9 protein-coding genes are annotated in these 11254 nt (G+C 33.6%); 6 read left to right on the forward strand and 3 right to left on the reverse strand.

Annotation, left to right across the window (positions count from 1 at the left end; all coding sequences use genetic code 11):
* The 5 genes from PHQ99_06325 to proC form a co-directional block, all read left to right on the forward strand.
* On the forward strand, positions 1-730 hold a 730-nt coding region (locus PHQ99_06325; protein MDD4289186.1), incomplete at its 5' end, for an RraA family protein.
* Between the two features lie 177 nt (positions 731-907).
* Positions 908-1333 (forward strand): C-GCAxxG-C-C family (seleno)protein, encoded by a 426-nt coding sequence (locus PHQ99_06330; GenBank protein MDD4289187.1) that lies wholly within the window; start codon positions 908-910, stop codon positions 1331-1333.
* Between the two features lie 456 nt (positions 1334-1789).
* Positions 1790-3097, forward strand: coding sequence for a branched-chain amino acid transport system II carrier protein (locus PHQ99_06335; GenBank protein MDD4289188.1), 1308 nt, complete (start codon positions 1790-1792; stop codon positions 3095-3097).
* 21 nt (positions 3098-3118) lie between these two features.
* Complete coding sequence (locus PHQ99_06340) at positions 3119-4252, forward strand: serine hydrolase (protein ID MDD4289189.1); 1134 nt, start codon at positions 3119-3121, stop codon at positions 4250-4252.
* A 91-nt stretch (positions 4253-4343) separates the two neighbouring features.
* Positions 4344-5159, forward strand: coding sequence for a pyrroline-5-carboxylate reductase (proC, locus tag PHQ99_06345; protein ID MDD4289190.1), 816 nt, complete (start codon positions 4344-4346; stop codon positions 5157-5159).
* 228 nt (positions 5160-5387) lie between these two features.
* On the opposite strand, the gene PHQ99_06350 is transcribed toward proC, so the two are convergent.
* A complete protein-coding gene (locus PHQ99_06350; GenBank protein ID MDD4289191.1) occupies positions 5388-6035 on the reverse strand; it encodes a thiamine diphosphokinase in 648 nt (215 codons plus the stop codon).
* Positions 6036-6266: 231 nt separating this feature from the next.
* On the opposite strand from PHQ99_06350, the gene PHQ99_06355 reads away from it, so the two are divergent.
* Entirely contained in the window at positions 6267-9047 is a 2781-nt protein-coding gene (locus tag PHQ99_06355; GenBank protein ID MDD4289192.1) for a UPF0182 family protein, read from the forward strand.
* Between the two features lie 105 nt (positions 9048-9152).
* Here the strand turns inward: PHQ99_06355 and PHQ99_06360 are convergent, their stop codons facing one another.
* Entirely contained in the window at positions 9153-9638 is a 486-nt protein-coding gene (locus tag PHQ99_06360; protein ID MDD4289193.1) for a metallophosphoesterase, read from the reverse strand.
* Positions 9639-9709: 71 nt separating this feature from the next.
* Positions 9710-11254: asparagine synthase-related protein (locus PHQ99_06365; protein MDD4289194.1), on the reverse strand; the 1545-nt coding region annotated here is incomplete at its 5' end.

Genomic DNA, 11254 nt, shown 5'->3' on the forward strand with positions numbered 1-11254 from the left:
AAGCGAAAAAGACCTTCTATATAAATTAAAAGAATACAATACACCATCTGTTACCAATGTGGTGGCTACTTATCCTACAAATTCAATGTGCCTTGGACTTTATAATCCCTGGACTCAGAATTGGTATACTGATCAGTCTTTGCGTTGTATGTATCCTGATCTTGGCAGAACTGTAGGTTATGCGGTTACCTGTACCTACGGTTTACCAGATGCTAATTATTCTCGTCTAACTTTTATGGATGTTATTGATGCCCTGGAAGAATCAAAAAAGCCAACCATATTAATAATTAAACAAATATTTCCACCAGAAATAGCTGGGAAAGTGGGGCTTTCAGGTGGTAATATGACTACTGCAATGAAATCGATAGGTTGTGTGGGAGTAATTTCAGATGGACCATCACGTGATATTGATGAGATTCGCCCCATGAATTTTCAGTATATGCTAACCGGTGTTACTGCTGGACATGGAGATTTTGCAGTTCATTCAATCAATACTCCTGTTTCTGTAGCAGGCATGGATGTTGCCCCAGGTGAAATTATTCACATGGACGAAAATGGTGCGTGTAAATTCCCCGCCAATAAACTTGAACAAGTTGTAGAAAAACTCAAATTATTACAGCAAATGGAGCATAATAGTATGTCAGCACTTTCTAAAGCAACAACTGCAGCTGAGATTAGGACTATCTTTGAAGACGAAGGACAATTATATTCAAAAAACACTATAGAATAAGAGCTGTTAGGTGCAATGAGGCCAGTTAAATTTAAAATATTAATAGAAATATTAATAAAAAAGTTTATAAATCACTGTATAATTTTCTGATAGGTATAAAAAAAATAAGAAATAGGTGTATGAAACTTTTAATACTAATAATTGTAATAATAAGATAAAAATTGTTTTGGGGGAATTATGTTAAAGGATTTAATCGAACAAGGCTTTGGTAAAAAGGAAGATTTAAATTGTTCTGAAACTATACTGTATGGAGCAAATAAGGCTTTTAATTTAGGCTTATCAGAAAACTGTTTACGATTATCTGCTGCTTTTGGTGGGGGAATGGGAGTTGAGAATGTATGTGGAGTAGTAACCGGCTCTCTTATGGTTTTGGGTTATCTTTTTGTAAAGGGTAATGCACATAAAAGTCCGGAAATCAAGGATTTATGTAAAGAATTATTTAAGCGTTATAATGATGAGCTGGGTAATTTTGATTGTAAGCCATTAAAAGACAAATATAGAACTGAAGAGAAAAAGTGTTATGATATTATTCTAAAAGGTGCTGAGATTTTAGATGAGATTGTAATAAGAGAAAAGAAGAAAAGAAATCTAAGCAAATTCTAATAAAATAATATTAATTGTTTTGACATTAACTATTTAGATTGGTAGCATTTTAAATTAATATAAAGAAAATGGAAGTATACCTAGGGTTCCGTTCTAAATATAGAAGCTGGACCAAGCGGTATAAGATCTATTTGTTTAATACAGGCAAAATAGATTACACTTTTGGGATAAAAACCCGGAGGATAGGTTCCATAACTATTATCCTTCCGGGTTTTTTATATTTAATATTAATCAAAATATTTTAATTCATACCAGGTTAGATTAGAAGATATCATTTTCATTACATTGCAATGATTCTTGTTGAAGGAGGTATAAAAGATTTTAAGAACATAAGTAAGGGGATTAAAGAAAAATTAGAAAAAAATAACTTTTGGATTTATTTAAGCATGGTAAAACCACCTCCTTGGAAGGTGGCAGAGGGACTTTATAAATATTTATAAATATAGGAGTATAAAGATGAGTAAAAATAATTTATTACCCGTGTCTGTTCTGATATTAATATCAGGAGCAATGTTTTCTTCACATTTTGGAGTAGGTGATCTTATCTTTCCGCCAATTCTGGGACGAGGAGCTGGTACAAGTTGGTTTGTTGCTGCCTTAGGTTATATGATTGTTAATAGTGTCGGAGTTTGGTTAGCATACCTAGCATGTGCCCACCAGAATAAATCATTAACCGGGATAGCGTCTACGGTATTGGGTGATTTTTTTGGAAAAATATATACTGCTATTCCAATTCTTATTACTGTATTTTTTATTTTACCTCGCGTTTCTTCTGCAACTCATGAGATGGCAATTTTGCCACTATTACCCAGTGTACCATTGTGGCTTACATTGGCAGTATTCTTTCTGATATGTTTTTATGTTGCTTACACACGGGCAACAGTTATGGATAAATTGGGGAAAATATTAGCTCCAATTCTAATCTTGTTTGTAGTTATTTTAGTTATAAAAGGGATTGCAACCCCACTGGCTGTTCCCAAGGCACCGGAATCAACGAATATTTTAAGTACTGGAATGTTAGAGGCTTACAATACAATGAATGCGATAGCAGCCCTCTTATTTGGAGGATGGGTTTTGCATGAATTAAGTATAAGAAACATAAAGGGTAGAGAAGACCAAAGCTTAAATTTGAATGTTATTGGATTTTCTGCAGCGGTTCTTTTAGGAATTACCTCGACTGCTCTCGTGTATTTAGGTGCATCTTCAGGTGCTTTTTATCCAGAAGCTCCAATAGGTGTTCTTTCTACTGAAATTTCTACAGGTCTATTAGGGCAAGTTGGTTTAGTTAGCTTTGCTATTATTATGGCGCTGAGTTGTCTTACTACTGCAGCGGCTATTATTTCAATGGCCGGAGATATGTTTCTTGAAATGAGCAAAGGTAAACTCAATTACCGTACAATTGTGGCACTGGCAACAATTGCAGGGTTTGTTTTAGGTTTAGTAGGATTAAGTAGAATTATAAATTATACTGTTCCATGGCTGGTTTTAGTATATCCTTCTATTGTTGTAATTATTTTAAGTGGTTTATATGCAAAGTTTGAGAGTATCAAAAAGACCGTAGCAGTTGGTATTATCGTAGCCTTATTCTTTGGTTTAGGTGATATGCTCTCCTTTTATGGTATGACGAATAATTTTATCTCTAATATTGCATCCAGAATGCCGCTTGGAGGACAGGGGATAGGCTGGATCATTCCAACCATTATAATTATGATAATAGCACGTTTGATTTTCAAACCAAAAACAGAAGAAGACATAACTTCTTAATAAAAAATATTTGGAGAAAATATGAAAAGTAAGATTGAAAAATTTATTAGCAATAAAATAGAACAAGGTTTATATCCTGGTGGTCAAGTACTAGTAGCTTATGAAGGTAATGTAATTTCAGAATTATCATTTGGTTCAAAGGTTAAAGACTCTAATATGGAAGATGATAAGGTTGATAAAAATACTCTATTTAACATTGAATCAATCACAAAGGTAATGGTTACCCTACCATTGGTGTTTAAACTAATCGAAGATGGTAAATTTCATCTTGATGATAAAATAACTCATTATATACCAGAATTTGGAACTAATCAGGAAAAAGAAAAAGTAACAATAAGGGATCTCCTTAATTTTACAGGTGGTATTCCCTTAGAGGATCCTCCCGGTTGTGAAGAAGCTGCTTCAGAGGGAGATATAGAGAAAGCCTGGAATTTACATTATACACAGGAATTGGCTTGCCAGCCTGGGTCCAAAGTTTTCTACAGTGATGTTTCCTGTCGAATATTGGGGAAATTATTAGAACGAATTATAGAAAAACCTTTATCTTCAGCTGCTGAAGAATGGATTTTTAAACCATTAGGAATGAAAAATACCACATTTAATCCTGAGAGAAAACTAAATTGCGCTGCAACCGGAAAATCAGACAAAGGTCGCATTTTAAGAGGGGAGATTACTCAAGATTTAGAACATTATTTAGGAGAAGTATTAGGCTCAGATGGCCTTTTTTCTACTGCTTCTGACATGTTTGTTTTTTCTCAAATGATTTTAAATAATGGTATCTACGATAACGCAAGAATTTTAGGAGAAGTTACTGTAAAAAGAATGGCAGAAGGGATAACAAATTCTGGTTTATATGAAATACCATCATCATATCTTCACTATATTTTAAGTGGACCTAAAACCTGGTTCTGGGAATATGCCTTTAGTGATTACTCTTTTTTTGGAGATTTAGTATCAAAGAAAGCAATAGGCAAAATGGGTGGAGCAGGGACTTTTCTTTTTATTGACCCTGAGTATGACCTTGTTATTGTCTATCTCACTAACTATGGTCAGCCTGAACATACATTAGAAGGAGAAGAAGGTTGGAATAAATTTTTGCAAGATATTGATATAATGGGATTGTGTAATATAGTATTAGGGGATATAGTTAAATAAATTGTATTAATTCATGATTTATTTGAATATTATTTAGAACTAAAAAGACATAATTACACAATAAATATATTTAGAAAAAGGAAAGTGCAGTATGAAATTTAAAAAAACAATTGGAATAATTGGCGTTGGTAAGATGGGAGGAACTCTTATAAGTAGTCTCCTTAAAAATCATGTTGTTGAGCCTGTACAAATCTATGGGACAACCTCACGGGAAGACACTGTAGAAAAAATTAGAGATAAACATCAAATTTTTGCCAGTACAGATAATCTGCAGATAGTTTCCAAAAGTGACATCATTATTTTAGCAGTTAAACCACAAATGATTAAAAAGATAATTTTACAGATATTGCCCGGACTAAATAAGGAAAAAATAGTAATATCAATTGCAGCAGCAATCAGCACTAATTTTATTGAGGAAAAAATAAATAAATCTGTACCTGTTATTCGAGCTATGCCTAATACAGCTTCTTTGGTTAATGAAGGCATGACTGTCTTGTGTCCTGGTAAGTATGTAAGCAAGGAACATTTAGAACCTGCTCTTAAAATATTCAAGTCGATTGGTCAAGTAGAAGTAATTTATAGAGAAGAACTTATGGATGCAGTTACTGCTCTTTCCGGAAGTGGTCCTGCTTACAGTTACTTGATGATAGAATCTCTTACCGATGGAGGTGTGAGGATGGGTTTGCCAAGGGAATTAGCACGCAAGCTGGCTGCACAATCTGTTTTAGGTGGAGCAAAAATGATTTTAGAAACCGGATTGCATCCTGCATTATTAAAGGATGAAGTAACCACACCTGCTGGTGTGACAATAGACGGACTAATGGAGTTAGAGGATGGCGGGTTTAGAGTTGCATTGATAAAAGCAATTGACAGAGCCACTCATAAATCTAAGCAAATATCAAAATAATTCCAAAGAAGTTGATTTAGAGCATTAAATTATGTGGAATGAGAAAAAATTTTCTTATACATTACCCCGGTTTTCCAAGAAAATTATCTATATTGACCAATTTTCCCTGAGTTATATACTGATGGTTCTGCATCCTGACCCATGGGATACAGGGAAGAAATGATATTAATACATCTACATAGAAATACTAAAATTTATAATGACGGAAAATGGCAGAAGAAACAATATTTATTTAAATCCCTTATCAAATAAAACACAAAATAGCTTCCCTTTTTTAAAGCTTATTTCCAGTTTATCCTTAATAATTGTATTACTGATACTGTAATCGGTAAATGACAAATTATCTTTTAAGAAGTTGTACTGTGAACCTGTCATAGTAAATTGTGTAACATTTGTCAATGGGAATAATGAAAATCTTCTATCTTTAAACCCTGATAATATTGTTTTTTCAGTAACAGGGAAAATAGTTGAATTGGATGTAATTATTTTCATATTGATATTTTTATGATAATTCCTGAAAAAATTCATTATACTGGCATAGCTATGGTCGAAATATTCACCGGTCATTGCCAACAAAGTAATTTCTTTTGCATTCATGCTGATTGCTTCTTGAATACAAAGTTCTGAATCAGTAAAATTCTTTTTAATTGGATGTTTCTTACTTGGTACATGGTGATAATATTCTAAAAGTTCATGTGAAACACTGTCAAAATCTCCAATGATTAGATTTGGCTGTATATTAAGATTATGCAGCAATGTTAATCCATTGTCAGCAGCAATTATAAAGTCAGCTTTCTGACAAAATCGGATTACTTTTTCCTTCTTCCAATCCTCCCCATTTCCTACAATGACAACTTGTTCAAGATGTTTTTGCATAAATTACCTGCCGATATATTTTCTAGTTTAATCATAGTATAGCAGATAATCTTGTGTAAATAAAATATCAATAGCTCTGGTAACTGGTTATACTGGGAGTTTTTAGTTTTGAGATGTAAACTCAAAAATTTTTACTGTTGGTGTTTTAATGTTATAATAAAAATATATTTTATAGAATAATAAAATTTTTTTATTGTGATATTAAATCTCTAAAATGAAAGGTGGATTTTAATGAATCCCTTAAAAGAAAAAGATTCTAAAATGAAAATGTGGCTGATAGGCGGAGTAGTCCTATTTATTATTCTGCTTATTGCCTTTATTGGCCGATTTTATATCCCCATGGTCTGGCTGTCTTCAGTAAATTATCTATCAGTGTTCTGGAAAATAATATTTACTCAATTATGGGTAGGCATTTTCTTTGCTGCACTATTTTTTATTCTAAGTTTTATAAATTTTAATTATGCCCGCCGTTATGCACCCCCGATACAGGTTGAAGAAGCACCAGAAAATGCTGAAAGACCGGAAATGCAGATATACAGGACTTTACAGAGCTTTAAAATCAGCAAAAAGTTTGTAATTGGAATTTCACTTGTTCTATCAGTCTTAATGGGTATATCAGAATCAGTAAATTGGGAAACAGTATTAATGTATTTGAATAGGGTTTCTTTTGGTATGAATGACCCTGTTTTTGGACAGGACATAGGGTTCTACTTGTTTAGTCTACCATTTTTGGAATATCTTCGTAATTGGTTAAGCTTTGCAATTGGGCTTATTCTGGTGATTGTCCTTGTTGTTTATATAGCCAAAAGAGCGGTACGTTTTGAAAATCGTAAACTACTCATTGACCCCCCGGTAAAATTACATCTCTCTCTATTATTGGGTACCTACTTATTAGTACAAGCTGCATCTTTCTGGATTAATGCCAGAAAATTGTTATATTCTTCCCAGGGTCTAATCTATGGAGCAGGTTATACTGATATCCATGTTAACCTTTTAGCAATAAGAATATCCATGCTACTTTGTATAGTTGCGGCAATTGTGGTTTTTGTCACTGCTAAAAGTGAAAATGTTAACTTAGCAATAATTAGTGTTGCAGCGATTTTTGTTGTATATATATTTTTAAACGGATTATTACCGGGAATTTTTCAGAGAGTATTTGTTGCACCCAATGAATTAGCCCGGGAAAGACCTTACCTTGCCAATAATATTGAGATGACCAGGAAGGCTTATGGTTTGGATAGGATAGTGGAGAAGGATTTTCCAATTGAAGAAAGAATCAGCTATGCAGATATTCAAAATAATCCGGAAACAATAAGCAATATTCGTTTATGGGATTGGAGGCCAATTGAACAAACATTTAATCAAATCCAATCAATAAGATTGTATTATGAGTTTTTAGGAGTAGATGTTGACCGTTACCATTTGAACGGGAATTACCAGCAAGTGATGATTGCCGCTCGTGAATTGGACAGTAATAGGCTTGCTCAGGAAGCTCAAACCTGGGTAAATCAGCGATTGACTTTTACCCATGGATATGGTGCAGTTTTAAGTCCGGTAAGCATGGTAGAAAGTGATGGACTACCACATCTTTCTATAAAAGACATCCCGCCTGTTTCATTAGTTGATTTAAATATTACTCGACCAGAAATATATTATGGAGAAAAAACAGAAGAATATGTTATTGTAAATACCGATAATAGAGAATTTGATTATCCTCTTGGTGATGAGAATGTCTATACTCACTATGAAGGGACCGGGGGAGTTCCCATTTCTTCATTATGGCGCCGATTGATGTTTGCCATACAATTTGGAGATGTAAATATATTATTAACCGGAAGTACGAATCAGGATAGTCGTATAATGCTGCATCGCAATGTTATTGACCGTACCAGGCAAATTGCACCATTTCTGGTTTATGACAGTGATCCTTATATAGTTATTGCAGATGATGGCAAATTGTATTGGATACAGGATGCTTATACAATTTCTGATAATTTTCCTTATTCCAAGCCGTATAGCAGGTTGTTTAATTATATTCGTAATTCGGTAAAAGTCGTAGTAGATGCCTATAACGGAGATGTAGATTTCTATATAGTTGATCAGGAAGATCCTATTATTCAGGTTTATGATAAAATTTTCCCTGATTTGTTTAAAGCAATCGATGAAATGCCGGAAGATCTTCATAGCCATATTCGCTATCCAGAAGATTTATTCAGGGTACAGACTGAAATGTATTCCGATTATCATATGCAAAACCCCGATGTCTTTTATAACAAAGAGGATTACTGGACTGTTCCTAAAGAGATTTATCGCGGGGAAGAAATAATAATGGAACCATATTATTTGATTGCAAAATTACCGGATTTTGAAAAAGAGGAGTTTATATTAATTACTCCCTATACTCCTGTTAATAAGAATAATATGATTGCCTGGCTGGCTGCGCGAAATGATGACGAAAAATATGGAGAGCTACTCGTTTATAAATTCCCCAAGGATAAACTTATCTATGGACCTATGCAGGTTGAAGCATTGATTGATCAGGATTCCGAAATTTCCCAACAGATTACCCTTTGGAGTCAGAGTGGGTCTTCAGTCATAAGAGGGAATTTACTGGTTATTCCCATTGAAGATTCTGTTTTCTATGTTGAACCCCTTTATTTGAGAGCAGAGCAGGGTGAAATACCCCAGCTGAGAAGGGTTATTGTATCTGATGGTTCAGAAGTAACCATGGCTGTGGATCTGGAAACTGCCATAAGATTGCTTTTTGGCGAAACTATCAGAGAGATTGAAGAAGAGATTAGCCCAAGTATTATTTTACAAGAAGGAACAACTCTTAACAGTCTGATTGAAAATGCCAATAAATATTACAGTGATGCCACTGATGCTGCTCAACAAGGTGATTGGGCGGAATATGGTAGAAGCTTAGAAGATTTGAAAAATACCTTAGAATCATTGCAGAATTTTATTCAAGAAGATATTTTAGAGGAACAAGAATCAATCGAAGAAGAATAGACAACTCTGTAATTATATAAATAATAGAAATAAAAAAGTCAAGCTATTAATTAAAATAGCTTGACTTTTTTAGATAAAATTTATAGGAATATATTTACTTTAATTCTACAAATTTATGATTTGGACATTTAAATCAGTTAATTTTAAAATAGCAATAGTACTTTTTCCGGTGAGCCAACCACCACATTCACCAGGATTTATAACTGTGGTTTTTCCGTTTTTATATAAATCGATTTTGTGCGTATGACCGTAAATAATAACATCATAAGACTGGCTTTTTGCCAGATCACTTATAACATCATCTTTATGAAACATGATTAATTTTTTATTTTCAATGCTGACTTTGTAAGGTTCGGGATAAATTGGTCCAATATCTTTAAATTGATTGAGTAGAAACAATCTGTCACCATCATTATTGCCAAATATTCCTGCAAAAGAACACTTTATGTTTTTTATTTCCCTGGCAGTAAAAGGAGAAACAAAATCACCGGCATGAAAGAGATAATCAATCTTTTCATGGTTGAATATAGTGATTGCTTTTTTGATATTAGGAAGATTGTCATGTGTATCCGACATTATTCCGATTTTCATTATATTAACTCCCAATTCAGAGATTGTAATTTTATTCTAAATATTGATTAGCAACTAATTAGTTATTTATTTTATGTTCTGTCCCATTGACCTACGGTATCTACTGCTTTACCTTCACCAAAATAATTAGTAAATAACTTAAAATAGTAATACTCTTCTTTATTTCTGACTATTGTATATCTCTTTTTACCATTTTCAAATTCACTATCAGTAATACTTTTGTTGAAGTATTGTTCTAATACATTGGCTGAACCAGAGCCTTTGGAAAATTCTGCTTTGGTTCGCCATGTTATTTCTTCTGGTAAATCTCCTTCAAAGGCCTTACGCAAAATCCATTTTTCAATTTGTTCTTCCTCTGTTTGCTTTAATTTATATTCTATCGGTATCTCCATTGAGAAATTAAGTAACTCTTCAGAAATAAAAGGTGCAATTACTTTGATAGAATGGCAGGCATTCATTCTGTCAAGGCGTAGGGCGGCATTATTATGTAATGCTCTAAGGCATTCTTTTTGTTCTTTAAAAATGGCCTGGTCACAGGTTTCTTTAAAATGGTCATAACCACAGAAAAGTTCATCTCCTCCTTCTCCGGAGAGAAGAACCTGCATTCCTTGTTTATTTGCATGCCGTGCAATTAGATAATTTGATGCTGCACTGCGCACCAGTGATGGGTCAAATGATTCCAGGTGATAGACCACTTTTGGCAATACTTCAATTATGTCTTCTGTGTTTATCTTTAGCTCATAATGCTCTGAATTCAGAAATTTACTCATAATACGAGCATATTTTAAATCTTCATTTTCTCCTACTCCCAATGCAAAGGTTTTTATCTTTGCCTCTGGTCCGTTTATTTGTTGATTATATTGATTAAACAAAGTGGCAATAATACTGCTATCCAGCCCACCACTTAACAAGCAACCGGTTTTGTAAGTAAGGTCAAGCCTGTTCTGAATATTTCTTCTGACAATTTTTGCCAGATGATTAGCAATATTTTTTGCTTTTTGATCTTCCAGATTCCCTGTAACCATTCTGGGAAGCTGTGCAAACCTTTTAAATTGACCATCTTGGTCCATATAATGGCCAGGTGGAAATTCATATACATTTTTGGTTACTTCTAAAAGGGATTTTAGTTCTGAGGAGAAATAAATGGTTTTTTTATCCTCGCTGTATCCATAAAAGAGTGTTTTAATTCCCAATGCATCTCTTGCTGCCAGAAATTTTTCTCCATCAGAGATAATAAAAGCAAAAATTGCATCTTTGAGATATTCTACTAAAACTCTGTTTTGATATTTTTTATAGAGAGAAATAAGCAATCTTTCCTCCCGATAGGGGCCATCAAAGATACCAAATTGTTCTGCTAATATTTCATGATTTCCAAACTGTCCATCATAGCAAATACGTGTATCTTTATCACCGGGAATAAATACCGGAATTTCCCAATCGGTCTTTTCTCCTTTATCTGCTTCAAAATAATTTTGAGCAAGAATTACCTTTCCTTTTTGAAAAATCCCTGAATTATGCTTTCCACGATGCTTGGCTATTTTCTGCATTTTTTCAATATCCGTTAATTTTGGGTTGCCGTAGCCGGCAACAATACCACTCATAAGTAAACTCCTTTT

Source organism: Atribacterota bacterium, from assembly GCA_028703475.1.
Classification (GTDB): domain Bacteria; phylum Atribacterota; class Phoenicimicrobiia; order Phoenicimicrobiales; family Stramentimicrobiaceae; genus JAQVMU01.

What these genes read in the sequence shown, in the direction of transcription:
- PHQ99_06330 (MDD4289187.1), top strand. Translation starts at nt 908, where the DNA reads ATGTTAAAGGATTTAATCGAACAAGGCTTTGGTAAAAAGGAAGATTTA.
- PHQ99_06335 (MDD4289188.1), top strand. Translation starts at nt 1,790, where the DNA reads ATGAGTAAAAATAATTTATTACCCGTGTCTGTTCTGATATTAATATCA.
- PHQ99_06340 (MDD4289189.1), top strand. Translation starts at nt 3,119, where the DNA reads ATGAAAAGTAAGATTGAAAAATTTATTAGCAATAAAATAGAACAAGGT.
- proC (MDD4289190.1), top strand. Translation starts at nt 4,344, where the DNA reads ATGAAATTTAAAAAAACAATTGGAATAATTGGCGTTGGTAAGATGGGA.
- PHQ99_06350 (MDD4289191.1), bottom strand. Translation starts at nt 6,035, where the DNA reads ATGCAAAAACATCTTGAACAAGTTGTCATTGTAGGAAATGGGGAGGAT.
- PHQ99_06355 (MDD4289192.1), top strand. Translation starts at nt 6,267, where the DNA reads ATGAATCCCTTAAAAGAAAAAGATTCTAAAATGAAAATGTGGCTGATA.
- PHQ99_06360 (MDD4289193.1), bottom strand. Translation starts at nt 9,638, where the DNA reads ATGAAAATCGGAATAATGTCGGATACACATGACAATCTTCCTAATATC.